Origin of the sequence: Mariniflexile gromovii (genome assembly GCF_017814435.1) — a bacterium.
Lineage (GTDB): Bacteria > Bacteroidota > Bacteroidia > Flavobacteriales > Flavobacteriaceae > Mariniflexile > Mariniflexile gromovii.
On sequence record NZ_JAGJCB010000003.1, the window covers coordinates 296,781 to 322,468 of the forward strand.

Annotated in this window: 25 protein-coding genes and 2 pseudogenes; 20 read left to right on the forward strand and 7 right to left on the reverse strand. The window is 32.2% G+C overall.

Going from position 1 to position 25,688, the window contains the following annotated elements; all coding sequences use genetic code 11:
* Window positions 1–282: 282 nt before the first annotated feature.
* The 7 genes from J8H85_RS04940 (at window position 283) to J8H85_RS04970 (ending at window position 5,402) form a co-directional block, all read left to right on the forward strand.
* Window positions 283–1,131, forward strand: coding sequence for an SDR family oxidoreductase (locus J8H85_RS04940; RefSeq protein WP_209653236.1), 849 nt, complete (start codon window positions 283–285; stop codon window positions 1,129–1,131).
* 54 nt (window positions 1,132–1,185) lie between these two features.
* Window positions 1,186–1,452, forward strand: coding sequence for a SemiSWEET family sugar transporter (locus J8H85_RS04945; RefSeq protein WP_209653239.1), 267 nt, complete (start codon window positions 1,186–1,188; stop codon window positions 1,450–1,452).
* 376 nt (window positions 1,453–1,828) lie between these two features.
* Window positions 1,829–2,491 carry a guanitoxin biosynthesis heme-dependent pre-guanitoxin N-hydroxylase GntA gene (gene gntA, locus J8H85_RS04950; protein WP_209653240.1) on the forward strand — a complete coding sequence of 221 codons (663 nt, stop codon included), beginning with the start codon at window positions 1,829–1,831 and terminating at the stop codon, window positions 2,489–2,491.
* A 4-nt stretch (window positions 2,492–2,495) separates the two neighbouring features.
* The gene (locus J8H85_RS04955) at window positions 2,496–3,128 is read left to right on the forward strand and encodes a DUF1989 domain-containing protein (protein WP_209653242.1); all 633 of its coding nucleotides are present in this window, start codon (window positions 2,496–2,498) and stop codon (window positions 3,126–3,128) included.
* Window positions 3,129–3,203: 75 nt separating this feature from the next.
* Window positions 3,204–3,692 carry a hypothetical protein gene (locus J8H85_RS04960; protein WP_209653244.1) on the forward strand — a complete coding sequence of 163 codons (489 nt, stop codon included), beginning with the start codon at window positions 3,204–3,206 and terminating at the stop codon, window positions 3,690–3,692.
* Window positions 3,680–4,726 carry a glycoside hydrolase family 130 protein gene (locus J8H85_RS04965; RefSeq protein ID WP_209653246.1) on the forward strand — a complete coding sequence of 349 codons (1,047 nt, stop codon included), beginning with the start codon at window positions 3,680–3,682 and terminating at the stop codon, window positions 4,724–4,726. Before J8H85_RS04960 ends, J8H85_RS04965 begins: the two co-directional genes overlap by 13 nt.
* An 85-nt stretch (window positions 4,727–4,811) precedes the next feature.
* A complete protein-coding gene (locus tag J8H85_RS04970) occupies window positions 4,812–5,402 on the forward strand; it encodes an alpha-ketoglutarate-dependent dioxygenase AlkB family protein (RefSeq protein ID WP_209653248.1) in 591 nt (196 codons plus the stop codon).
* 2 nt (window positions 5,403–5,404) lie between these two features.
* Here the strand turns inward: J8H85_RS04970 and J8H85_RS04975 are convergent, their stop codons facing one another.
* The 4 genes from J8H85_RS04975 to J8H85_RS04990 form a co-directional block, all read right to left on the reverse strand.
* Window positions 5,405–6,721, reverse strand: coding sequence for a GIY-YIG nuclease family protein (locus tag J8H85_RS04975; RefSeq protein ID WP_209653249.1), 1,317 nt, complete (start codon window positions 6,719–6,721; stop codon window positions 5,405–5,407).
* 235 nt (window positions 6,722–6,956) lie between these two features.
* Window positions 6,957–7,259 carry a ribosome hibernation-promoting factor, HPF/YfiA family gene (gene hpf / locus J8H85_RS04980; RefSeq protein ID WP_209653252.1) on the reverse strand — a complete coding sequence of 101 codons (303 nt, stop codon included), beginning with the start codon at window positions 7,257–7,259 and terminating at the stop codon, window positions 6,957–6,959.
* Between the two features lie 18 nt (window positions 7,260–7,277).
* Complete coding sequence (locus J8H85_RS04985; RefSeq protein WP_209653254.1) at window positions 7,278–7,676, reverse strand: VOC family protein; 399 nt, start codon at window positions 7,674–7,676, stop codon at window positions 7,278–7,280.
* Window positions 7,677–7,899: 223 nt separating this feature from the next.
* Window positions 7,900–8,889, reverse strand: coding sequence for a DNA topoisomerase IB (locus J8H85_RS04990; RefSeq protein WP_209653256.1), 990 nt, complete (start codon window positions 8,887–8,889; stop codon window positions 7,900–7,902).
* Between the two features lie 502 nt (window positions 8,890–9,391).
* On the opposite strand from J8H85_RS04990, the gene J8H85_RS04995 reads away from it, so the two are divergent.
* On the forward strand, window positions 9,392–9,547 hold the full coding sequence (locus J8H85_RS04995; protein ID WP_209653258.1) for a hypothetical protein: 156 nt from the start codon (window positions 9,392–9,394) through the stop codon (window positions 9,545–9,547).
* 396 nt (window positions 9,548–9,943) lie between these two features.
* On the opposite strand, the gene J8H85_RS05000 is transcribed toward J8H85_RS04995, so the two are convergent.
* Complete coding sequence (locus J8H85_RS05000; protein ID WP_209653260.1) at window positions 9,944–10,312, reverse strand: winged helix-turn-helix transcriptional regulator; 369 nt, start codon at window positions 10,310–10,312, stop codon at window positions 9,944–9,946.
* A gap of 234 nt (window positions 10,313–10,546) precedes the next feature.
* Here J8H85_RS05000 and J8H85_RS05005 point away from each other — a divergent pair, with 234 nt between their 5' ends.
* The 6 genes from J8H85_RS05005 (at window position 10,547) to J8H85_RS05030 (ending at window position 15,579) form a co-directional block, all read left to right on the forward strand.
* Window positions 10,547–11,221: an NAD(P)H-dependent oxidoreductase gene (locus tag J8H85_RS05005; RefSeq protein ID WP_209653262.1), complete on the forward strand. Its 675-nt coding sequence runs from the start codon at window positions 10,547–10,549 to the stop codon at window positions 11,219–11,221.
* 94 nt (window positions 11,222–11,315) lie between these two features.
* Entirely contained in the window at window positions 11,316–12,206 is an 891-nt protein-coding gene (locus J8H85_RS05010) for a helix-turn-helix domain-containing protein (protein ID WP_209653263.1), read from the forward strand.
* Window positions 12,207–12,301: 95 nt separating this feature from the next.
* Window positions 12,302–13,183 carry a nuclear transport factor 2 family protein gene (locus tag J8H85_RS05015; RefSeq protein ID WP_245243733.1) on the forward strand — a complete coding sequence of 294 codons (882 nt, stop codon included), beginning with the start codon at window positions 12,302–12,304 and terminating at the stop codon, window positions 13,181–13,183.
* Between the two features lie 72 nt (window positions 13,184–13,255).
* Window positions 13,256–13,888 carry an O-methyltransferase gene (locus tag J8H85_RS05020; protein ID WP_209653265.1) on the forward strand — a complete coding sequence of 211 codons (633 nt, stop codon included), beginning with the start codon at window positions 13,256–13,258 and terminating at the stop codon, window positions 13,886–13,888.
* Between the two features lie 57 nt (window positions 13,889–13,945).
* The gene (locus tag J8H85_RS05025) at window positions 13,946–15,370 is read left to right on the forward strand and encodes an alkyl/aryl-sulfatase (RefSeq protein WP_209653266.1); all 1,425 of its coding nucleotides are present in this window, start codon (window positions 13,946–13,948) and stop codon (window positions 15,368–15,370) included.
* Between the two features lie 14 nt (window positions 15,371–15,384).
* Window positions 15,385–15,579 (forward strand): hypothetical protein, encoded by a 195-nt coding sequence (locus J8H85_RS05030; RefSeq protein ID WP_209653269.1) that lies wholly within the window; start codon window positions 15,385–15,387, stop codon window positions 15,577–15,579.
* Between the two features lie 42 nt (window positions 15,580–15,621).
* Here the strand turns inward: J8H85_RS05030 and J8H85_RS05035 are convergent, their stop codons facing one another.
* Window positions 15,622–16,644 carry a LacI family DNA-binding transcriptional regulator gene (locus J8H85_RS05035; RefSeq protein WP_209653270.1) on the reverse strand — a complete coding sequence of 341 codons (1,023 nt, stop codon included), beginning with the start codon at window positions 16,642–16,644 and terminating at the stop codon, window positions 15,622–15,624.
* A 129-nt stretch (window positions 16,645–16,773) separates the two neighbouring features.
* Between J8H85_RS05035 and J8H85_RS05040 the strand changes: the two genes are divergently transcribed.
* The 4 genes and pseudogenes from J8H85_RS05040 to J8H85_RS05055 all read left to right on the forward strand — a co-directional run bounded on the left by J8H85_RS05040 (window position 16,774) and on the right by J8H85_RS05055 (window position 23,564).
* The gene (locus J8H85_RS05040; protein WP_209653272.1) at window positions 16,774–19,368 is read left to right on the forward strand and encodes a TonB-dependent receptor; all 2,595 of its coding nucleotides are present in this window, start codon (window positions 16,774–16,776) and stop codon (window positions 19,366–19,368) included.
* Between the two features lie 76 nt (window positions 19,369–19,444).
* Entirely contained in the window at window positions 19,445–20,752 is a 1,308-nt protein-coding gene (locus J8H85_RS05045) for an MGH1-like glycoside hydrolase domain-containing protein (protein ID WP_209653274.1), read from the forward strand.
* Between the two features lie 19 nt (window positions 20,753–20,771).
* Window positions 20,772–22,419: pseudogene (locus tag J8H85_RS05050) on the forward strand (sodium:solute symporter family transporter).
* A 23-nt stretch (window positions 22,420–22,442) separates the two neighbouring features.
* The gene (locus tag J8H85_RS05055; protein ID WP_209653276.1) at window positions 22,443–23,564 is read left to right on the forward strand and encodes a glycerate kinase; all 1,122 of its coding nucleotides are present in this window, start codon (window positions 22,443–22,445) and stop codon (window positions 23,562–23,564) included.
* Window positions 23,565–23,820: 256 nt separating this feature from the next.
* On the opposite strand, the pseudogene J8H85_RS05060 reads toward J8H85_RS05055, so the two are convergent.
* Window positions 23,821–23,946 (reverse strand): annotated as a pseudogene (locus J8H85_RS05060) (site-specific integrase); the annotation flags it as partial.
* Between the two features lie 104 nt (window positions 23,947–24,050).
* Here J8H85_RS05060 and J8H85_RS05065 point away from each other — a divergent pair.
* Window positions 24,051–24,698 carry a DNA alkylation repair protein gene (locus J8H85_RS05065; protein ID WP_209653278.1) on the forward strand — a complete coding sequence of 216 codons (648 nt, stop codon included), beginning with the start codon at window positions 24,051–24,053 and terminating at the stop codon, window positions 24,696–24,698.
* Window positions 24,699–24,739: 41 nt separating this feature from the next.
* Window positions 24,740–25,315, forward strand: a complete 576-nt coding sequence (locus J8H85_RS05070; RefSeq protein ID WP_209653280.1) for a YdeI/OmpD-associated family protein — start codon at window positions 24,740–24,742, stop codon at window positions 25,313–25,315.
* The last annotated feature ends 373 nt before the right edge of the window (window positions 25,316–25,688 follow it).

Here is a 25,688-nt window from a genome sequence, read left to right on the forward strand (position 1 = left end):
TAGGTTTTATAATGTCTAGTAAAATTTACTTTCAGAGTAAGCTTGAACATGACGGTAGCTAAATTAAAAACCCAAAATCCAAACTATTATCCTTAAAAAGAAATTTGTTAACCCAATCGAGCTTTTATTTTAAAGTCCATGGATTCAAAAAGAAAAAACAGACCGTTGTGGTAGAACCATAATTATATGTTGAAAACTTAATTGTGTTAATTTTAAAATCAATTAAGTTTATAAGTTCCTCTTTTTCGTTTTTAATTTGACATCTATCAAAATAATTATATTATGAAAAAGCCAAATGAGTTTCCTGAACAAAAGCAAAAACAACCTGGGAAGGAACATAAAATGATACCAAAACCTATATTAATACGTAAAAATTATAAAGGGTCTAATAAATTAAAAGACAAAGTAGCCTTAATTACAGGAGGAGATAGTGGAATTGGCGCTAGTGCTGTGTTACACTTTGCAAAAGAAGGAGCTAATATTGCCTTCGCTTATTTAGAAGAGACAAAAGATGCAGAATCCATAAAGCAACAAGTAGAGGAAATGGGAAGAAAATGTTTACTTATAAAAACTGATTTAACCCAAGAAGTTAATTGTGATTTTTGTGTTCAAGCTTGTATCGAGGAATATGGCCAATTAAATATAGTGGTCAATAATGCTGCCATGCAATTTCCGCAAGATTCATTATCTAATATAACGAGAAAGCAATTACATAAAACTTTTGAGACAAATATATACCCATACTTCTATTTAACTAAAGCAGCATTAGAATATTTAACTGAAGGAGATGCAATCATTAATACTAGTTCAGTAACAGCATATAGAGGAAGCGAACATTTAGTTGATTATGCAAGTACCAAAGGAGCTATAGTAAGTTTTACAAGATCTCTATCGGCACAATTAGCCCCTAAAAAAATACGTGTGAACGGTGTGGCTCCAGGGCCTATTTGGACACCACTTATCCCAGCGAGTTTTGACGATGTATCTGATTTTGGTCAAGATACTCCTTTAGAGAGAGCAGGACAACCTAGTGAAGTAGGTCCAGCTTATGTTTTTTTAGCATGTGAAGACAGTAGTTATATTACTGGTCAATTTATACATGTTAATGGGGGTGAAATCATTGGGGGTTAAACTTCGCGAATTTTATTTGTTATAATATAAACTATTAAGATATATGTGATATTTATGAACATAGAAGACATTGTTGGGATTTTGGCAGGAGTATTTACCACAATAGCGGTAATGCCACAAATATGGAAAGCGGTAAAAACACGAAGTGTGAAAGATGTTAATCCCTATATGTTTGTGATTTTATGTTTAGGGGTAGGATTATGGACTTTTTACGGTATTTTAAAAAAAGATTGGCCCATTATTATTACAAACGGTATTTCTTTAATTCTTAATGCAATCATGTTGTATTTAGTAGTTTCTTCCTCATATAAAAAGAATTGATATTATCTGCATAATTTATTTTATTGGGGTTTTTCAACTTTATAGTTTGTTCGAATTATTTAAAAAATACTCCTGTTAAAGTTAGGGCATTGTGCCTATTTGAGTTACTAATTTTATTTATAGCGCACTTTTAAACACATGCCAATGTATAATTTTATTAAAAATTATACTCAGCATGCTTTTTTATTCATATCAATCACTTTTATAAAGCATAATGTTGGTAGTGTTTAATTAATAAATACTCTACTAAAATTAACTGGTTGGATTCAGGATGTGATTAGCGGTTTTTGAATATGATTAATAAGAGGTCAGTAATTATTCAGTGCATAATGCAAGATGAAACGCATTGTGACCACATTATAATAAAATTAATATTATGAATCAGCAAGAGTCAAATAAAATTCAACTTGAATATAAAAATTTTATCCTTAATAAAAAGCACCCCTGTATCATGGCAAATTCTGTTTTTGCTATGAACAATTATCAATTAAAAATTTATGATGATATTCATTCGGATTATGTTATCAATCCCATACTTTTAAATATAGAAAGTTATTTGAATAATTATGATTATGATTCCAAAGAGTTTGAATCTTTAATTATATGTTTTAAAGATAATAAATTTGAAACGGAACTAGAATTTGAGAAAGCTCTATGGGATTTTTTACAAAAAATTCACAACCAAGATGATAAACCCTGGGATGAAAATGTAAGTTCAGATCCAAATGATCCAAATTTCAGCTTTAGTATAAAAGGAAAAGCTTTTTATATTATTGGAATGCATCCAAACAGTTCAAGATTGGCTCGAAAAGCCCCTTATTGCACTATAGTCTTTAATTTACATTGGCAATTTGAAAAGTTAAGGGAAATGGGAATTTATCAACGTGTTAAGAAAAGAATACGCCAACGCGATAAGAAATTACAAGGGTTTATAAACCCAGTTTTAGCCGATTTTGGGTCAGATACTGAAACGAAACAATATAGTGGAAGGGAAGTAAAGCAAGAGTGGAAGTGTCCTTTTCATACTAATAATATATAAACATATGAGTGCAATAAATACAATACCACCTCAAACGGGCGCAGCTTTTGAAATTGGAAAAGGAGATATACTTACAGTAATTGATCCGTTTGGAAAACAAGTAAGCGATATGGTTCTTTTTAATAAAGCTGATAAAAAAGAAAAGATTTCCTCAGGTAAAACAATGGATTTTGAAGAAACTATTTTACTAACAAAAGGAAATTATTTATGGAGTAATCGTTCACAAAAGATGATGGAAATCATAGAGGATACCAACGGCAGAAATGATTTTTTGTTGGCACCTTGTAGTCCTGAAACTTTCCAAATTATGTATAATAATCCATCATACCATCCAAGTTGTTTAGAAAACCTAAATAAAAATTTGCTTCAATTCGATATAGAGATTGATGATATTCCTACTGCATTTAACATATTTATGAATGTTCAATTTGATAAAGAAGGAAAGCTGAAAGTTTTACCCCCAACCTCAAAAGAAGGGGATTTAATACGTTTTAAAGCTGAAATGGATTTGATAGTAGGATTGACTGCATGTTCCGCAGAGGATAGTAATGGGGGGATTTTTAAGCCTATTCATTTCATTGTAACCACATCAGAAGGAATTATTAAGGATATACCAGATTTTAATAAATCATCTTAGTTCTAAGACAGATAAAAACTACTGAGCGGAAAATTTAAAGAAATTATAATATTCCATTATTAAACTTTTAAAGTCATGCATATATTTCATTATTTACTTGCTTTATTTATTTCTGTTGGTGCTATGACGATGTTTAGTGCGATAATGAGTATTAAGTTTAAGTCCGAATTTAAAGAACACGTACTTCTTTCAAAATTAATAAGTAACAAATCTTTAAAACAAAAAGAAAGTGCGGGTCATTTAATATTTGGTTGGTTTCTGCACTTTCTTATAGGAGGTTTCTTTTTAGTGATATATAAACTTTTATGGAATTATACAGAATTAATTCAAAGTGTGTTAGGATCCGTATTGTATGGTGTTCTCATAGGTATAATAGGAGTAGCGGGATGGTTTATTCTTTTTAAATTAGATTCTCACCCACCGGATATTAATTATAAGGTGTTTTATTTTCAGCTTATTATTGCTCACGTTTTTTTTAGTTTAGGTAATTTTTCTATTTTTTTATTTCAATATAAGGAGTGTTTGTATTATAGAATTTTTAATTATATAGCATGTCAGATTTAGCCATTCGATGTAAACAAAATCCATTATTATCTCCAATAGATTTAAAGCCCAGTAATCAGAATATGATTATTACATGTTTATTAAATCCTGGTGTATTTGAATTTAAAGGTAAAACAGGATTACTTGTGCGGGTTGCAGAGCGTACAATTCAGAAAGAAGAAATGCTTTCGGTACCCGTTTACAATTATCAAGGCTTCGTCGAAATTCTGGATTTTAATTTGAATGACCCCAAACTGAATGCGTCCGATGCAAGAGTTATTTCATACGATGGAAAGGATTATTTAACAACTATTTCGCATTTGAGGTTACTTTTTAGTGAAGATGGTGTAAACTTTAAAGAAGACAGAGACTATCCCTCCATTTTTGGAGAAGGAGAATATGAATCCTATGGTATAGAAGATTGCCGGGTTGCCAAAATCGAGGATATTTATCACTTAACCTATACCATGGTTTCGGCCAATGGGGTGGGGGTTGGTTTAAGAACCACAAAAGATTGGAAAACCTTTGAAAAGAAAGGCATGATTTTTTGTCCCCACAATAAGGATTGTGCTCTTTTTGAAGAAAAAATCAATGGCAAATATTATGCACTTCATAGACCCAGTAGTCCGCAATTAGGCGGAAATTATATATGGCTTGCAGATTCGCCAGATGGTATTCATTGGGGCAACCATAAGTGTATTGCAAAAACGCGGGATGGTAAGTTTGACAGTAAGCGATTGGGAGCAGGGGCAGCCCCCATTAAAACCGACAAAGGCTGGTTAGAAATTTACCATGGAGCCACAGAAGAACATAGGTACTGTTTGGGTGCTATTTTATTGGACTTAGAGAATCCTTCAAAAGTCATTGCTCGGTCTGAAGCACCTATTATGGAACCTGTAGCAGTCTATGAACAAACAGGTTTTTTTGGAAATGTTGTTTTCACCAATGGCCATATTGTGGACGGAGATACCATCAAAATGTATTATGGGGCATCCGATGAACATGTATGTTTAGCAAACTTTTCAATTGAAGACATATTAAAATCACTCGAATAATCATAGTATTAAGCATTAAAAAAATATCGTAATAATGATAATATTAAAGTATTTCCCAAAAAATATTTAAAATAGAGATTGCGTGATGGAAGAAGTAAATATTTTACCTTTTGATGGGGAGGCCTATTACTATGGCAAAATGCTCAGTAATAAGAGCGCTATAAATTATTTTAATAGACTAATGCACACTATCCCATGGGAACATGATAAAATATCTATGTTTGGAAAATTGATAATTACCAAAAGAAAAGTAGCTTGGTACGGAGATAAACCATTTGGATATACTTATTCAAAAACCACAAAATATGCACTCCCGTGGACACTTGAGCTATTGGATTTAAAGAAATTGATTGAGAGAAAAACGGGCGAAACATTTAACTCCTGTCTCCTAAACCTCTATCATAATGGTGAGGAAGGTATGGGTTGGCATAGTGACAATGAAAAAGATTTAATAAAGAACGCGTCTATTGGTTCATTAAGTTTAGGGGCTGAAAGAATGTTTTCGTTCAAACATAAAAAAACAAAAAAATTGGTTTCTCTTTATCTGGAAAATGGGAGTTTATTACTTATGAAAGGGACGACACAAACTAACTGGTTACATCGTTTACCATCTACAAAAAATGTGAATGCTCCCAGAATAAATTTAACATTTAGGAATATGATTGAAGATATTTAATTTTAGTTTATTTCGCTATCTAACAAGATAATACATTCCTCTGCATATTTTTTATGGAGGCCATTAATTATTCGGGTGGTATCATAATTGTTTGATTGAGGGTTAAGAAAACCAAGAATGTCATTCTCATTGTTTATGGTTTCGCATTTATCAATAAACCCATAGCCTTGATAAATACCGTTAATTGTATAAATAAAGGCATCCTCATTACCATTTCTCCCTTTTAGTTTAAATATTTTTCTCGATTTTCTATTTTTCCATTCATCAAATGCGAGATTAAACCTCCTATTATAACCATCAATGCTTTCTGTTCCAGCGCATACACATGGAAGATTGTGTTTAGTAACTTTGGAACATGGTCCCAAAACTGTTTCAAGACTGCATAGTTTTCGGCATAAATTGTAAGAGAGGCAGAAATTATTTAAAGATTCTTTTACAGAAATCCTATTAAAATATTTTTCGGATACATTATCCTTAAAATCTTTACGGGTTATTTTAACGCTATAAATTCCTTTTGCTGTTTCACCTCTAACAATAATAAATGGGGAGGCATCTAAAAGTTGTTGGGTATTGTAAATAGGTTTTAATTTTTTAATCCTTGCGGATTCCATAAGTTGGGCTATCAAATCGGTACCACTATATTCCACAACAATGTCATGTATTTGTGAATAATCTATATTATTAAATCTTTTACCGTTTGAAAAATGATTTTGTAAACGTTTCCGAATATTCTTTGCTTTACCTACATATATCACTTCATTTCTCTCATTTAAAAAGTAATATATACCAGGCTGCATCTTGAATTTGGATAAATTCGGTATTAATAAGTTGTTGTGTGATGCCTTATCTTCTTTTGATTTAATAAGTTTTTGTGAATAATAATTTTGCATACAATTAATATACTTAATCCCATAAGCACGACTATCTATGTTATGTGGTAATGAGGTACTGTAAATAGTTTCAATACTGGCTACATCTAAATTATTACAAAGTATGATTGGCTTAATATCAAAATTATATCCAATTACAATAAACTGGGATTTTAATAAGTTAAATTGTTCAGCATGCGAAAAAACCAATTGCTTATTTATAAAAATATCCAAGAGTTCATCAGCAATATCAAAAAATAGGGGATAGTTTAAAAGTTCCCTTCTATCTAGCTCATGTTCCAAAAATTTAGCTTTAGGAATTACTGCTTCAGATCTAAATGAAAATTCAGTAATATCATCTAAATCCATGCCATGGCCAATAAAAATCCTAAAAGGAATTTTAGTTTTACTATTTATTTTAATGGTTTGTATGTAAATAAATTTCATCATCACAAAAATAATGAAACTCTTATTTTCTTAATTGTTAAATGTTGGATTGGAATTTATGGCTCTTTGTGAAGTTGCTGTGCGTTTTAACCAATTTTGAATTCATCAAAAATTGTTATAATAAAGGGTTTAGTTTTTTTGATTGTTATTTTAAGCTTAGGAGAGACGGCAAAGAATATAAGCTTTAATAAGTACAAATTTAAAAAGGGGTAAATCCATATAAATTTACCCGTTTACTTTAATAGTTTCTCATTTTATCTTTACGCTTACTCAATTGTCGCTCCAGTTCATTTATAGATTCTGATATGGAATCAGGAAAGTTATTATGGCTTGCCTCGGCGAATAATCGAGGACCAGGAAGACTCAATCTGATATTACAAATTTTACCCGTTTCGTCTGAGCTTGTGTTTTCTTCTTTAAAAAATACATCAGCTCTAATAACCATATCGTATTTTAAATTGAGTTTTTCCAATTTTTCTTTGGCCATATTTTCTAAATGCTCGCTAGAGGACACATCGTGGTATTCAAATATTACTTGCATACAATTTCAGTTTTTATGTTATTTATTACAATTAACCATCCAGCCGATACCAAATTTATCAGAGCATCTTCCAAAATAACCCCATTCTCTTTCTCGGAAATTGTGGTGAATTTGGCCTCCTTCTGAAAGTTGGTCAAATATTTGTTTTGCTTCACTTTCAGAACTTAAATCTACACTCATGTGAATTTGATTTCCATGGTTAATAGGTGTATCTGGCGATGCATCATATGCCATAATGTGGATGCCTTTACCTTTAAGTTCGGCATGCTGCCATTTTTGACGGTAATTTGATGGTACATCTATTTTTCTATCTTCATATGTTTGAAGATTCTTAATTTCAGCGTTAAAAATTTCACTATAAAATTTAAGTGCTTCTTGGCAATTGCCTTTAAAGGCTAAATATGCTTGTACATTCATAACTATTTGTTTTTTACGAATGTATATTACTTAAGCAATTAAGCTTGACTCAATAACTTTAACTTTTGTCTCTAATACGTGAAATCTAATTTCTAATAAGTATATTCATGTGAACAATTAAGGTTTGTCAAAAAAAAATTGAAAATGTAGGCAGGTTAAAATTTATATATGGTATTTTTTTGATAACACTTGATTTCAACTAACAATTTTTCAAAGTTGTTGGTTATCCCTCTTTTAAACGATTTCGAAGCATGTATAGAACTCCTATTTCTTCTTTAGATAGACTCTCTACATTTTTGAGCAATTTATTAATCTCTTTTTCAAAGTAATTAAGGGTTCTCCCATTTACATACTCATCTATAATTCTTGGATCTATATAAGAAGTTTTGGCCACTGCTGGTGTGTTGCCTAATTTTTCTGAAACTTTATTAATGGCAGTTTTTATATTTTTATCTAATAATTTTTGTTCTTCTTTTGAAACCACACCTAATTCATCTAATGCTATTGCAGCAATCATGGTGCCAGCCCAAGTTCTAAAATCTTTTGCAGAGAATTCTTCGCCCATAACTTCTCGGATATAATCGTTTAAGTCATCACTTTTAACATCGACTATATTATCGTTCTCGTCGAGATATTTAAAAATTTCGTAACCAGGCATGTTATCTATTTCTTGAACTATTTTAGCAAGTTTTTTGTCTACTATATGTTTTTCCTGCTCTTGGTTAGATTTTCCATTGTATTTAAAGATAATTTCATTTCCCTCAATAGTAAGATGTTTGTGGCGAATGGTAGTTAATCCATACGTAGAATTTTCCTTTGAATAACTTTCACTTCCAGGTCTGAAAAAAGCTGTTTCCAATAGTTTAAGCATAGTTGCCATCACTTTATTTCGATTCAACTTTCGTTGTCTTAAATGTTGTCCAGTGACACGTCGCATATGTTCTAATTGGTCGGCAAATTCTATTATACGATCAAATTTTTTAGAATTTTGTTTTTCTATATATTTAGGATTGTAGATATATTGTTTTCGACCTTTATCGTCCCTACCTGTAACAAGTAAATCTGCTTTTTGGTTTTCTTCAATTTCCACATCCGTCCAAGCAGGTGGAATAACAAGCGAATTAATCCAATCACGAATGTTTTTATCTTTTATTGTTTTCCTTTTTTGATCCCGATAGGTAAAACCTTTACCATGTTTTTTTCTGTAATACATTTTTATAAATTTAAAATGCTTTCAACATAAATTTATTACTCATTAGAGATTCTATAAAATTAATATTTCATATTAGCCGTTGTTTTATATTCATTTCTAATCATTACATACAATCGGTTTTCATGATACTAAATTTATTGTTGTTTGATAGACAAATCATTTATTACTATGAATTTAAGTTTAGTTATTATTATAAACCTACGATATTGAATATATTCAATGTTACTCTTTTGATTTTATTTTTAACCTAATTAATATTTTTACTTTTATCATAGCATTTTGCTATTTCTATATTTGATGATTAAAACTAGGTGGCATATTTAAAGAGGAGGCAAGTTTGTTTTAAGTATTATTAGAGAGTGTAAATTATTGCAGAGCAGAAAAGAGTATGAAGTTGTATGCATATTATTTTATGCGAAGTCATAGCCATTTTATTTTTCGTTCTATAGAACCCCGATCTTTCTGGTTTGTTAAGAGATTTCAAGAGTCATACCGCTAAAAAATGATAGAAACCATACAGAACAATCCACAAGAGAGTAGAAAGGAGTATTTACTTTGGTTTTTTGAACGTGCAGAAAAAAGGATGCCACAACATCAATATATCAATTTTGGCAACATCATAATAAGCCCATTGAACTATGGAGTGAAGACGTTATAAAACAAAAAATAGATTACATACACAACAATCCAGTAGAAAGTGGATTTGTGATAAACCATACAGATTGGAAATATGGTAGTGCAAGAAATTATCAAGATGATAACACTATTTTAACTATAGATAATATAGGTTGATTTGCTTTTGAAGCACTCGTTGTAAACGAGTGCTAATATTAGAAGTTTGTTTTGCATACTCATAAAATTTCTTTAATACTAATCTTAAAAGGTTCGACATTTTTTTCTGTCCCCGCTACAGGCAAAATCAAGACTTTCAAGAAATTGAAAGGTTTTTTTATTTTAATGAGTAATATATTCTTTTATTGAATTACAGGGTATATAATGATTTTAAATAAAAAAGTACTTATAGCTAAGATCTACAGCGAAATGAACTGATGATTTATTCTATAATTTCCCCTTTTTCCTCAGCTACAGTCTTTCCCCAATTGGCAATAGCCATCAATACAGGTGCTAAACTTTCACCAAAAGGTGTTAAGGCGTATTCCACTTTTAAAGGCGGCTTTTTGGTATAAACGCGTCTGGTTATTAAACCATCTTGTTCTAATTGTTTTAATTGTAAGCTTAAGGTACGTTCGGTAATGGTAGAAATTAATTTGTTTAATTCATTATAGCGTTTTTTGCCATCTACTAAATAAATTAATATTACGCTTTTCCATTTACCACCTATTAATTCCATGGCAATACTTGTTGAACATGAAAATAATTTATCATTATACTTTATAAGTCTTTTTTTGTGTTCTATTTCCATAAGTAACCCATTAAATATTTGCAAATTTACAATACTATAATTAATAATACAACTATACTTTTTATAGCTTATTTTTTATGTTTTAAATATATGATTATCAGTATTTTAAATAATTTTATTGATACGGTCATTTTTGACCGTTATTGTGAGATACATAAACTATCTATACTTTTGTCACTATACTTTTGATAGTATAATTATAAAAATGAATTATAAATAATAAGATTAATAAAAATGAGTACACAAACCATTTCAAAAAAAGAGATTATCAACGCGTTTCAATTTAGACATGCAACCAAAGAATTCGATGCTACTAAAAAAATATCAGAAGACAATATTAATTTTATCCTTCAAACAGCAAACCTTTCACCAAGTTCATTCGGTTTTGAACCATGGCATTTTATTGTTGTTCAGGATAAAGACTTGCGCGAACTATTAAAACCAGTAGCTTGGGGTGCACCTTTGAAATTAGATACAGCGAGTCATTTTATATTAGGCTTAAGTATGAAAGCTTCCATGACCAAATGGGATTCAGACTATATTATGTCTATGATGAAAGACGTAAAGCAATTTCCCGAAGATGTTATTGAAATGTATTCTAAATTTTACAGAGAATTTCAAGAGCGGGATTTTGATTTAGATACCGATAAAAAATTATTCGATTGGGCATCCAAACAAACCTATATTGCTTTAGGAAATATGATGACTTCGGCAGCGCTAATTGGTATTGATAGTTGCCCGATTGAAGGCTTTCATCAAGAGAATGCAGAAGCCTTATTAAGAGAGGAATTCGGAGTAGATACCGATAAATATGGTTTATCATATATGGCTGCTTTTGGATATAGAAAAGATGAGCCAGCACATGGCAAATCAAGACGTAATTTTGAAGATATTGTGACTTGGAAGTAATCACAAGTTTGTTTCAAAAAGAAAAAGACACTTAAATAAGTGTCTTTTTCTTTTTGAAAACTATTTTCAATCCGAATAGTTTAAATTTGTATAAATGAATAGAAATATGCAAAACGAGATACCAAATATTGTTTTTAATTCCCAAAAAGCAAATAATAGCGGTATTGAAATTATTACTATTGAAAGTCTTTATGAACGTAAAAGTAACGTAGGTCATAACTCAGAAAAAGCGCATCAAGTGGCTTTTAATATGATTGTTTTTTACACCGCAGGTGTGAGTAGGCATTTGGTGGATTTTGTTTGGCATGACGTTAAAAAGAATACCATTGTACATATTTCTAAAGAGCAAATTCATGCTTTTCAGTTTAATGATGGTTTAAAAGGGTTCATCTTATTATTTACGGATGACTATCTAAAGAAACAAATCAACGCGCTTCCTAAAAATGAAATAATAAGATTATTTAATGCCCATTTGTTTTCTCCAATTATTCAAGTGCCTCCAGATTCTAACGTGGAACATTATTTTAGACTGTTTTATGATGAATATTCTAATATCAAAGAAGATTACAACCAAGAAAACACCTATGGCGCTTTACATTCTATCATCTTTTCAAAACTAGAACGTTTAAAGCAGTACCAAACGGTTCATTTAAAGCGTACCGACAAGTTAAATACGTTTTTAAATTTCAAATCACTGTTAGAAGGTAATTATACCAAAAGTAGGAATGCCGATTTTTACGCACAATCCTTAAACATTACCTACAAACATCTTAACACTATTTGCAAAAACATTGTGAACACTACTGCAAAAGAGTTTATAGACGCTTTTATCGTGCTAGAAGCGAAACGTCTACTTATCAATTCTGAAATAAAAAGCACAGAATTGGCTTATACTTTAGGTTTTGAAGAACCTACGAATTTTGTAAAATACTTCAAAAAACATACAGGATTAACCCCTAATGCGTTTAAAAAAGACTACAAATAGCTTTTAAGGTTCGATATTAACCATTTTTGTATCAACATTTATCTTTAGCAAACTTGCTTTCTGCTATAATTTTGTCCTCATAAATAATAACACTTATGAAACAAACATTTTTAGCATTATCACTAGTTGTTTTATTAGGATCATGCAAATCAGCAAAACAAGACATTTCTAAAAACACAATTAAAAAAGAAACAAACATGGAAACAGCAGTAAAATTATCAAACAAAGACAAAGTAGTAGCCTTATTAAATAGTTTTAATACCGGCGACCCAACACCAATTTCTTATATCAATCCTAACAAATACATTCAGCACAATTTAGCAGTAGCAGATGGGTTGCAAGGATTTGGCGAGGTGATGCATCACGCTCCTGAAGGTGGTTTTAAAGCCAAAGTCATTCGCGCTTTTGAAGATGGCGATTATGTATTTACTCATACCGAATATGACTTTTTCGGACCAAAAGCAGGTTTTGATGTTTTTCGTTTTGAAGATGGGAAAATCGTTGAGCATTGGGATAATTTAATGGATATTCAAAAACCAAATCCGAGTGGTAGAACACAATTTGATGGAGCAACAGAGATTACCGATTTAGACAAAACAGAAGCCAACAAAAAAACGGTAAAAGAATTTTTAGAGAAGGTAGTAATTAACCACGAAATGGATAAACTTACTACCTACATAAACCCAGCTAAATATTTACAACACAACCCTGCAATTGCAGATGGATTGGAAGGTTTTGGAGCTGCCATGAAATATTTTGCCGAAAACGGCTTGGTTATGGAATTCACTAAAATTCATAAAGTATTAGGACAAGGAAATTTTGTGTTAACCCTTAGTGAAGGGAAGTTTGGTAAAGGAGACCACACGGCTTTCTACGATTTATTTAGACTTGAAAATGGTCAAATAGTTGAACATTGGGATATTATTACTACCATTCCGTCAAAAGCTGAATGGAAAAACGAAAACGGAAAGTTCTAATTAGGTATTGATTAACTGTATGAAGGTATTTCATTATAGTATTGGAATACCTTATTTGTTAAAATTTAAAGTATGATTCCCACACAACAAGAGCGCATAGCAGCAACTTTAGCTGAACTTTACACAGATGCTAAAAGCGATTATTTTACAATGATGAAGGGTTTTGCGAAAAGTATATTTAGATCTATAGAACCATCTGATTTTAAGGATGTCTATCTTTCTATTTCCAAAGAACAAGGAGCAGATTTAGTACAGCTTATAAAGGAAAACAATCTTAAAAGCATAGTGGAATTCGGAACTTCTTTTGGAATATCTACGCTATTTTTGGCAAAAGGTATTATAGAAACTAAAGGCAAAATAATTACCACAGAGTTGATTGAATCGAAAGCTCAAAGAGCCATTGAAAACTTTAAAAAGGCAGGTGTAAATGACTTAATAGAACTTAGAATTGGAGATGCCGTTGAAACCTTAAAAAATCATAACGAACCCATAGATTTATTGTTGCTAGATGGTTGGAAGGATTTGTATTTATCAATCTTTCAAATGTTAGAGCCTAATTTTCATGCCAACACTTTTATTTATGTAGATAATGCTGAAATGGCAGAAACCCAGCTGTTTTTAAAGGAAATAAGTAAAAATAGCAGCTATCAATTGCAGCCTAAATTTGGCGGAAAGGTAGTATTGATTACTACTATTAAAATATAAGAATAGGATTATAGACACAAAAAAAATATAGATTAAGAATAACTAAAATCCAATAGAATGAAAAAAATTAAAAATCAGATACTAGACATCCATCTCGGTAAAATAAAACAGTATAACTTAAATATAAGAAACACCATGCTTATATTGGGAATTGTTTTTTTTCAGGCCTGTATTAATTCTCCTGAAAAAAAGAGTTCACAAGGACAAGAGCATCCGAACATTACCAAACTTAAAGCCCAATCAGCTGAATTTAAGCCTGATATTATTAAGCTAAATGAAAATGTGTATGTGGCTGTAGGTTATGATGGATCAAACGCTTCGATGGTTATTGGGGAAGAAGGAGTTGTTATTGTTGATGCACTCCGTGCTTTAGGTGCAGCAGAGAAAGTGGCGGACGAATTTCGTAAAATAACCAATAAACCTGTAAAGGCAATCATTTACACACACGGTCATTTAGACCATACAGGAGGAACATCTGCCTTTACGGGAAATGATACAGATGTTAACATAATTGCGAGAGCAGGATTTAAAGATGAACTAGAAGAGAATTCACCGGTTGAGCCTATCTTGAAACAACGTAACATACGACAATTTGGAAGGGATTTGCCAGCTAGTGAGGTTATAAACAGGGGAGTGGCACCTGGTATTACTCCAACGGACAGGGCAGGAAAAGGATATATTGCACCTAATCTAACATTTCAAGACTCCATAATCTTAAACCTAGCGGGTCTAGATGTTGAACTCCATGCCGCTGATGGGGAAACAAATGATGAACTCTTTGTATGGATTCCCAGTTTAAAAACCCTATTTACAGGAGATAATTATTATAAATCATTCCCTAACCTTTATGCAATTAGGGGTTCGCAATATAGAGATGTTAAATCATGGGGGGAGTCCATACAGAAAATGAGTGCACTGCCGATAGAATATCTTGTGCCTGGACATACACAACCATTAACTGGAAAATCAGTTATTTATAAGAATCTAAAAAACTATTCTACTGCAATTTTAAGTGTTTACCAGCAAACAATTGATGCCATGAACATGGGATATACGCTGCAACAAACGGTTGATAGTGTTAAGTTGCCAGATTCATTAATAGATCAACCAAACTTGCAAGAATTTTATGGGTCTGTTCCTTGGGGAGTACGTTCAGTGTTTCTCCACTATGTAGGTTGGTTTGATGGAAATCCAACAAATCTTTATCCACTTTCTTCAGTACAAGAGGCAAACAAAATTATTGAACTAGCAGGAGGAGACAAAAAGATGTTTAAGGAACTAAACAAGGCTTTAAAAGAAGGTCATTATCAGTGGGGACTGCAATTAGCAGACTATTTACTTCAAACAGATTACGAAAAAACAAAAGTCATTGAAATTAAAATAAATCTGTTAAGAGCGTTGGCAGCTCAACAAGTAAACGCCCCGGCAAGGAACTACTATCTTTCATATTCCTACGAGTTGGAGAATAAAAATAAAAAATAATAAAAAACATAATTATGAGTCAAGTATCCATCTGTCCAACCTGTGGCAGCAAATCAAAAACAAAAGAAAAAAACGGAGTAATCTTTTATCAAGCGCTTCAAGATGAAGAAGTTTTGAAAAAAGTATCTCAACTTAAAAATGCTATGGAGAAATTTAAAATGAAAGCAGAGGCATTAGAGAAGGAATTGTTGACCTTAAAAGCAAAATAAATCTTTTATAACGCGAATCAACGTTTAATGGTAAATCAATTATTAAACTTTAAGTGTAGAATCCCTAATTATTAGATTGGTTTTTATTTCAATAGTTTTGTTCATTAAAACTTCATTAGGTGCGTTAATTTCTTCTATTAAATAGTGTACTGCAGTTTTGCCAATCCGGTTTCCGGGTTGGTCTATAGTGGTTAGTTGTGGTTCTATTATGGTTGAGTTTGCGTTATTGCTAAAGCCAACAACTGCAATTTCTTCAGGAATTTTTACATTGAATTTTTTTAAAGCTTTTATAGCTCCTATAGCTGCGGTATCGGTTATGGCAAAAATGGCATCAGGTCGTTCTTTTAGGCTCAACAGTATATTGGTTAATCTTTTTCCTTGGTCTAAGTTTATGTCTTCACAACTTTGAATTATTTTCTCATCGACTTCAATATTATGGTCTTTTAGGGCTTTTAAATAGCCAGCAAATCGTTTTTCAGAATTATATGAAAATTCAAATTCTTTAATAATGGCTATGCGTTTTTTACCTATGTTTATAAGGTGTTCTACTGCATTGTAGGCTGCTTCTTCATCATTAATAACTACTTGTGTACAAGGGATTTTGCTGGAAACTTTATCGAATAATATAATAGGTATTTTATGGAGTGTCTTTAACACACCTTGCACATCTTTAGTTAGTTTTGAAAGTGAAAGCAATACACCATCAACCCCAAATTGTATCATAGTATTTAACATTTCCGTTTGTTTTTCCACATCATTGTTTGATTCGGAAATAATAACTTTATAGCCTCGGGAAGCGGCTTCTTCTAGAACCCCTCTAATAATAGTGGTTGTGTAATGATGCGTAATACTTGATACCACAACTCCTATAATGTTTGATCTATGATGTCTAAATCCTTTTGCAAATACATTGGGTACATAATTTAATTCCGTGGCCAGTTTTTTTACTTTTTCCTTTGTTGGTTGGCTAATATCAGGATGGTCGCTTAAAGCTCTGGATACTGTTGAAATTGAGACACCTAAGTTTTCTGCCATCTTTTTAAGTGTGGTTATGTCTTTTTTCATAAAAAATGATAAATTAAAAAAATTGCAAACGTTTCCGCAAACGTTTGTTTACAAATATGGCACTTTTTTAGCTAAATTTATGTTAAGTTATTATTTAATTAGCCGTAAAATTAACTAATTCTAAATATTATGAAAAAATTTGTTTTAACGTTTACATGTTTGTTTAGCATTTTTGCAATGTTTGCGCAAACTGAAATTACGGGTACTGTAAAAGACAATTCCGGTGTTCCAGTACCTGGTGCTAATGTTTTTATTGTAGGAACAACATCGGGTACAACCACAGACTTTGATGGAAACTTCAATTTTATATCTAATGAAAGTGGTGTACAAAAAATTCAAGTATCTTATTTAGGTTACAGTACTTACCAAAAAGCTATAACTCTTAATGGAGAAAAAATTACATTAAAAGTAGTTTTGATAGAAGGAGGGAATACTTTGGATGAAGTGGTTTTAACAGCAACATCTTCAACGCGTTCTCAAAAAGAAACACCACTTTCTATTACATCATTTGGCGCTAATGAATTATCAAAAACCAATACTAGTAGTCAAGCAGATATTTTGGTAAGTGTGCCTGGTATTACTGCCGAAGGTGGAGGTGGCGAGGTTGCATCAAATATTTTTGTAAGAGGTTTGCCGTCAGGTGGTCAATATCAATTTAACCCGTTACAAATAGATGGGATGCCTGTTTTAAGTACGTTTGGTTTAAACTCGTCTGCACATGATGTTTATTTTAGAAATGATTTAGGAATTAAAAGCTTAGAGTTTGTTCGTGGAGGTTCTTCCATATTATATGGTGTTGGTTCGGTAGCCGGTATTATTAATTACACGAGTGTTACGGGAACTTCAAACCCAAAAAACATTATTAGAACAGAGGTTGCATCAAACTCAAGATATAAAGGTGAATTTTTAACAAGTGGCCCTTTAGGAGGAGAAAATTCGAATACGTTTTATGCCCTGTCTGGATTTTATAGATACGATGATGGCCCTATAAAAACAGGTTTGCCAACTGAAGGGTTTCAATTACGAGGTAATATAAAACAAGTTACAAAAAATGGCTCAATAACATTATCTGGTCAATTTATAGATGATAATGTACAGTTCTTTTTACCTTATCCATTAAAAGGAGGTTCTAGAGACCGTCCAAACGGGAATGATGGAGAAACTATTTATACCTTGCAAACAGCCGCAGCTTCTGATATATCTTATAGAACGCCAGATGGTATTTACAGTTCGCCTATTGAAGATGGTGTAGCAACTAAAGGTGGCTATTTCTTAACTAATTTTAAACATAATTTCTCTGAAGATTTAAAATTAGATGCAAAATTAAGATATTCAAAATATAAACATCAGTTTAACCTATTCTTAGATGGTAGTGGTGTTTCGGGTGCTAAAGCTGTAGAAACGCAAGCTGAGTATTTGGCGGCAAGAGGCTTGTCTTCAGGTAGTTTTACGTCGCTTAACGGCCAGCCCTTAGCTTCTAATGCTTTGTTATTCGAAAATAGAATTTTAGATAGAAGTAGACCCCTACAGGAATTGGTTGCAGATATAAAAATGACAAAAACCGCAAATCAACACACACTTACCTTCGGAACATTCATGTCTAGGTCTGAGGCAGGCGATTTTAATGTAGTTACAAATTATTTGAGTGAATATAATAACAATCCAGATTTAGTGGAACTATCAGGGTATTCAATAAATGGTGTAACCAATAGGGGAACCAGCTATGGTAACAAAAACATTAGCAGTAATAAAATTGCTTTATTCTTTACCGATGAGATTAAATTGGACCGTTGGAATTTGGATTTTGGTGTGCGTTATGAAAGAGCATCTGGAGACATAGAAAGTGAAGGGTCTGAGTCATATTTAGTTGATGATACAGGTATTGCTAATTTAGATAATGTGATGTGGGGTAATGGTACTTGGACTAGAGGACATGTATCAGCTGATGATTTTGCAGTAGCACTTGCGGCGCTTTATAAAGTGAACGATAACTTAAGTGCATACGGAAACTTTTCTAGAGGTTATTTCTTTCCAGAGCTTAGAAGTGTAAAGTTTGATGGTTTGGGCAATCCAAACAAGTATAGTAGTGAGAAAATTGTTCAAGGTGAGTTGGGTATAAAGTATGGTCAAGGTAATTTCTCTGGTACTGCCGCGCTCTATGGCGTTACACTTAACGATCGTAGAAATGTAACTTTCGTTAATGCGCCAGGTGGTGGATTTGTTGAGGAAGTAGATATTCAGAATACTAAAACTTTTGGTATAGAAACTACTTGGAACTGGAAATTTGCTGAAAATTATGCTTTTTCAGGATCTTTTTCCGTTCAAGATCATGAAATCACAAAATCTGATTCCAATCCTGGTTTTGAAGGCAATGAGTTGGGAAGACAGCCTAAAGTATTGGGAACTTTTGGTTTGGATTATGACAATTCAGCGTTTGATGGAAACTTTGTTTACAACTATACAGGAAAAAAATTCACAAACGATTCTAATAGTATCCAACTAGACGCTATAGGTATCGCTAACGTAAACTTTGGGTACACATTCCCAGTTGGTGAAGATGGAGAATCGTTACGATTAGGAGCGCAGGTATATAATTTATTTAATTCTGAAGGTATCACTGAAGGGTCTCCAAGACTTAACAATAGCCAAACTGAAGAAGAATATTTTGTAGGGCGCCCTATATTACCAACACGTGTGTTCTTTAACGCAACATTTAATTTTTAAGATTGTTTAATTGGTTTAGTTTAATGGCTCATCACTTATTATTGAGTGTAGGTGATGGGTTTTTTATAAAAATAAGATGAAAGATTTACAGAATAAAGCTATAGAAGTTCTAAACAATAACTGGAAAAATGGTTTTAGTGTGCCATGTGCCAATTTATATCCATTCCAATGGTTTTGGGATTCCGGATTTATAGCCATAGGTTTTTCACATGTTGATATGGCAAAAGCAGAAAAAGAAGTTGAGACTTTATTGGATTCTCAATGGGATAATGGGTTTATACCTCACATAATATTTCATACTGAAACCGATTCATATTTTCCAGGACCAGATTTCCATCGTTCCGATTTAAGTCCACAGTCTTCAAAAAAATACAAATCCACAGGCATGACGCAACCCCCAGTTACTGGATTTGTTTTGCGAGAATTATTTAGGATAAGTAAAGATAAAATAGAGACATTAAAATTTATAGGAGGCGTTATTGATAAGGTGTATTTTAACCATGAATACTTCTATAATAATAGAGATCCTAAAAATGAAGGGCTTGTGTATATTTACCATAACTGGGAATCTGGCACTGATAATTCTCCAATTTGGGATGATATTTGGGCAACTATGAATCCGCCAGAATATAATTTTGAAAGACGTGACACCACGCATGTTGATGCGTCACAACGTCCATCAAAAAGAGAGTACGATCATTATTTACACATTATTGATATTGCCAAAGAACACAATTATAGTGATAAAAAAATCGCGGAATTGTCACCGTTTTTAGTGCAAGATCCACTTTTTAATACCATGCTTATAAAATCCAATCAAAGTTTGATAGATTTATACAAACTAATTGGGAATAACGAAGACAAAATTAAACAACTTCAAAAGTGGCTAGATAAAGCTATTAAAAACTTCAATTCGAAATTATTTGATAAGGAGTTGGGTGTTTACGTTCATTACGATTTAAGAAACGAAAAACCATTACGATTCATTTCATCATCATCATTTTCACCCCTGTTTGCCGAAATTCCTAATAAAGAACAAGCGGCATCATTGGTAAGTGTTATGATGGAAAAATTTGGAAACGATAATCAATACTTATGTGCATCCTTCGATCCTACCAGTGAACGTTTCAATCCTAAAAAATATTGGAGAGGCCCTGTTTGGGTAAATTTAAATTGGATTCTATATTATGGATTGAAAAATTACGGATACAATGATATTGCAAATCGTGTAAAAAAAGACACGATTGAAATTATTGAAAAAGCCGGTTTCTATGAGTATTTCGATTCCAGAAAAGAAGAATATAAAAACGGTAATATCGGGTACGGTGGTAATAATTTTTCTTGGAGTGCAGCTTTATTGATTGATATGTTGCAAGACAACTAATTAACTAAAACTAAACATTATGAATTGGCTAGACTATAGTATCGTTATTCTTTACATTGCTTTCTTTTTAGGAATGGGGTTTTTCTTTAAAGAAAACAAAGATTCTAAAGATTATTTTTTAGGTGGAAAAAGCATGAGTTGGTTTCCGTTAAGCCTTTCTACTATGGCTACACAATTATCGGCAATCAGCTTTATTTCGGCACCGGCATTTGTCGGACTTAAATTGGGCGGTGGGATGAAATGGCTCACCTTCGAGTTTGCTGTTCCGTTAGCGATGATTTTTATCATGATTGTCATCATTCCACCTTTATTTAAATCGGGTGTAGTAAGTATTTATGAGTTTGTTGAAAAACGTTTTAGCGTATCTACGCGTCTGGTTTTAAGTATCGTATTTCAAATAAGTCGAGCACTGGCAACAGGTGTTATGGTATATGCCATCGCCATTATTTTACAAGCTGTTCTAGATATCGACTTTGTTTATACCATTTTAATTATTTCAGTAATTACTATTGTTTATTCTTGGCAAGGCGGTATGAAAGCAGTTGTTTGGGGTGATGCTATTCAAATGATTATTCTGTTCGCAGGATTGATTATTTGCTTGTATTATGGTTGGAATTTGTTACAAGAAAATGGGGGTCTGCCAAACGGTTTCGACCCAGAACGGTTACAGGTTATAAACTATAATTTAGGAATAGGTGAAGGCAATGAATACGGCATATTGCCTATGCTATTGGGAGGCTTGTTTTTATATGCTTCTTATTATGGGTGCGACCAAACTCAAGCCCAAAGACTATTATCGGCTAAAAATGAAAAAACCATAAAACAACTATTGTTAGCAAATGGATTGCTTCGTTTTCCTGTGGTTTTGGTTTATTGTACTATGGGGCTGGTTATTGGAGGATTGGTATCTGTTGCGCCAGATTTTTTTAATGAAATAGCGTTAACCACCCAAAAGTATTTCCCTGAGGAGTATGCAAAAACAGGTATGAAAGTAGATCTAATGCTACCTGTTTTCATCATAAAGTATTTACCCCATGGACTTATTGGAATTTTAATGGTTGGAATTTTATCAGCAGCCATGTCCTCATTAAGCTCTACGGTAAATTCATTATCTGCAGTAACGGTTGAAGACTTTTTTAATAGAGGAAAAGTAAAGTTAACCAACAAAAAATATATGCTTATTTCTAAAGCGTCGGTTGTATTTTGGGGTGTAGTTTGTATAGCCAGTGCGTTTCTTTTTGGTGGGAGTAAAAGTGCGGTTATAGAAATTATAAATGCAGTTAGTTCTGTGTTTTATGGCCCTGTATTGGTAACCTTCGTTCTTGCGTTTTTTTTCAAAAAAGGTTAATCATGTTGGTATGAATGCGGGTATTATTTCAGCAGTAGTTGTTAACCTTGTATTATCTAAAACCATGCAACAGGTGTTTCGTGTAGATTTAGGGATTCATGTTTTTTGGATTTGGTTAAATGTAACTGGTGTCGTTATTTCATTAGTAGTGGCATATGCAGTAAGTGCCTTTACTAAACACGTTGAGGTGAAAGCAATTTCAAATTTCAACGTAAAAATTAAAAAAGAAGATTTCATGATAAAAGAGGTTTATATTTTATTGGCTTTTTTTATAGGTATATTGGTGTTCAGTTATTTTATACCAGTTATTTTCGGATAAATAATTTAATCAATTAATTAATTATGAAAATTGTTCTCGCCCCTGATAAATTTAAAGGCTCCTTAACAGGGTTGCAATTTTGTAATGCTGTAGAAGAAGGTATTAAGGAAGTTTTTCCAAAAGTGGAAATTGTTAAAATGCCATTGGCTGATGGTGGGGATGGTACTATTGATATTCTTGAATATCATTTAAAGGGAAAGCGTGTTACCGTAAAAGTAAACGACCCACTTTTTAGGGACATTGAAGCGTCTTACCTGTATATGAAATCCATACAAACGGCATTTATTGAAATGGCGGAAGCTTCTGGTATGTACCTGCTAAAAAAAGAAGAACAGAATTGTTATAATACTACAACTTTGGGTACAGGAGAACTTATTTTAGATGCCATCAATAAGGGTGCTAAAACCATTATTTTAGGAATTGGTGGTAGCGCCACCAACGATTGTGGTATGGGTATGGCAACGGCTTTGGGCTATAAATTTGAAGACGAACATGGTAAGGAGTTGCTGCCAATTGGGAAAAACTTATCAAAAGTAAAGTTGATACATAGTAGTGGTGTTGTAGAAGCTTTAAAATCGATTGAATTTAAAGTTGCTTGCGATGTTACAAATCCATTATTCGGAAAAAATGGGGCGGCCTATGTTTATGGGCCGCAAAAAGGAGCATCGGATGATGAAATTGAACAATTGGATAAAGGCTTAAAAAACATGGAAGCCATTTTTAAAAAACAATTTAACATAGATATTCAAAATATAAAAGGAGCTGGTGCTGCAGGTGGTATGGGAGCGGGAACTTTTGTGTTTTTAAATGCCGAATTGAAATCGGGTATTGATTTGGTGAAAGATTTAGTAGATTTTGATACTAAAATTAAAGGAGCCGATTGGGTTGTTACAGGTGAAGGGAAACTTGATTCGCAAACGCTATCTGGAAAAACTATTGATGGTGTTGTGAAGTCAGCAAAAAAACAGAACATTCCTGTAGCTGCTCTTTGCGGGAGTAATTCACTGTCTAAAGCTAAAGCAGAAAAATTTGGTATTTCCTATACGGATTCAGTAATAGAGAATGCAAAATCATTAGATGATGCTATGGAAAATGGTTATACTTATTTGAAAAATATTTCAAAATATTTCATAATGAAAATATAGAAATGGCACCTAGGTACAATTAGGTTTAATAGGCATATTTAAATTTGTTTAAAATAAAATATGTAAACTAAGGACCTACCTTATTTAAACAAATTAAAATTATATTGTTGAGATTTAGTGTCGTGAGATAGGGGTGTTAGTGATTCTAAAAGATTTAGGCTGTTCATTTGGAGATTACAAAACCTAAACAAGATTAAGCCAGGAATTTAGGAAATTTAACGAATTCAATACTTCTATAGAAAAGTATTACGCACCTTTAAAAATTAACAACTTTATCCAAAGCATCATCAGCATCTTTATGCATAAAGTTAGCTTGATATCTAATTGTAGTAGTAACTGAGGAATGTCTATATAATTTTTGAAGCATTTGGATGAGTATTCTGAAAACCGAAGAAGCGCTTAAAATAAATATAATAAGAGCCATAAACTATCTATTGGGCAAAGAAAGATTCATAGGTAGAGATAAACCCTAAAAAACAGTTTTAAATGAATGCTGAAGAATTTATTGAAACTTTAAAGATAATTGGTCAAGATTATTCAGAAGGAATTCCGAAAAGGGAGCTGTTTTCTTTAGCAAAAACGTATCAGCAAATTCCAGTATTTGAAGTTATAAAATTACTTAAAGATGAAAATGACGATCATCGACTTGGGGCCGTTTCTATATTAGATTGGAAGGCTCGAAATAAAAAGACTACAGCAGAAGAAAGGGAAGCAATATACAAAGCCTATATGGATAATCATGAATGGATTGATAATTGGGGAATGGTAGATAGGGCGGCCCCTTTTGTGGTTGGACGGTATTTGTACCATAAGGACCGAAAACCATCGTATGATTTAGCAAGGTCCAAAAATCCAATGGAGCGAAGAACGGCAATGGTTAGTACTTACTATTTTATCAGAAAAAATGACGTAGAAGATACATTCAAAATTGCAGAAATTCTCGTGAACGACGTAGATGAATATGTTCAAAAAGCCGTAGGAAGTTGGGTAAGGGAAGCGGGTAAACGTTATGAAGAAAAACTAATAACTTTCCTAAATAAATACGCTTCTAAAATGCCAAGAATAATGCTGCGTTATGCCATAGAGAAACTTGATAAAAAAACAAGAGAACATTACTTGAATTTAAAACAGTAAGTAAACTATCAATACAAAAAGTATGTAAATTAGAGATACAAATGGAAAAAGTTGATAAGTATTTAGAAAAGATTAAAAATTGGAAAGAAGAATCAAAGTTGTTAAGAAGCATCTGTTTGGAATGTGGATTGACCGAAGATTTTAAATGGATGCATCCTTGTTACACCTATAAAGGCGACAATGTTGTTCTTATTCATGGTTTTAAAGAATATTGCGCCTTACTTTTTCATAAAGGTGTTTTATTAAAAGATACTAATGGAATTCTAATTCAACAAACAGAAAATGTGCAATCGGCACGCCAGATCCGATTTAAAAGTTTGCATGAAATAACAGAGTTAAAACCCATTATTAAAACTTATATTTTTGAAGCTATTGAAGTTGAAAAGGCAGGTTTGGAGGTGAAAATGAAAAAGACTTCAGAATATGAAAAACCCCAAGAATTGCTTAATACCTTTGATAAAGACCCAAAATTCAAAACAGCATTTAATGAATTGACACCTGGCAGACAAAGAGGCTATTTATTATACTTTTCTCAAGCCAAACAATCTAAAACGCGTCAATCAAGAATTGATAATTCAATACCTAATATAATCGCAGGCAAGGGTTTAAATGATTAATCTTGCTATGTTTATGGTCGCAAAATAAAAAAACCGACGTATATGATGGTTTTTTTTTATGTTGACTTTATTGAAATACTCTCCTGTTTCGCTCCATGTATATTTTCCATGCTAATTTATACATTCTTTTTTTTAATTGTACAATGTTGTTGACCTCTCGTTTATTTTTATAAACATCAACAGTAATACTGCCATTATATTTAGAAAAAGCTTCTATTTGAGTCTTTCTCCAAAAGGTTCAGGGTCAATATAGTAATGTCCTCTACAAGTCTCAAACTTAATTTATATAAATAACTAAAAATTGAAACACCAATAAATTTGGTATATGCAATTGGGAATTGGAAGTTTTAGTTCATGAATTTTTTTTGACATC